Source organism: Arthrobacter sp. B0427-1-12, from assembly GCF_059092905.1.
The window spans coordinates 1-406 of record NZ_JBNHIC010000225.1; the positions used below are offsets into that span (position 1 = coordinate 1).

The following is a 406-nucleotide window of genomic DNA, read 5'->3' on the forward strand; positions in this document are numbered from 1 at the left end:
GGCGGAGTGTTCGCCGCCGAAGACGGCGCCCTCTTCGGCCATGCGGGCCTTGATGAAGGAGTGGCCCACGCGGGTGCGCACCGGCTTCCCGCCCTCGCGGGCGACCAGTTCGGGCACGGCCAGGGAGGTGATCAGGTTGTGGATGATCACCGGCTCCGCCTCGCCGGCGGCCTTGGCGCGGGCGATTTCGCGGCGGGCGACCAGGGCGGTGATGGCCGAGGGGCTGACCGGGTCCCCGTTTTCGTCGATCACGAAGCAGCGGTCCGCGTCGCCGTCGAAGGCCAGGCCGATATCCGCCCCGTGCGCGACGACGGCGGCCTGCAGATCCCGGAGGTTTTCCGGTTCCAGCGGGTTGGCCGGGTGGTTGGGGAAGGAGCCGTCCAGCTCGAAGTACAGCGGCACGATC

The 406-nt window shown here is 71.2% G+C and carries 1 pseudogene; it reads right to left on the reverse strand.

The features are described 5' to 3' along the window. A pseudogene (gene manB, locus AC5RWU_RS24670) lies at positions 1–406 on the reverse strand (phosphomannomutase/phosphoglucomutase); the annotation flags it as partial.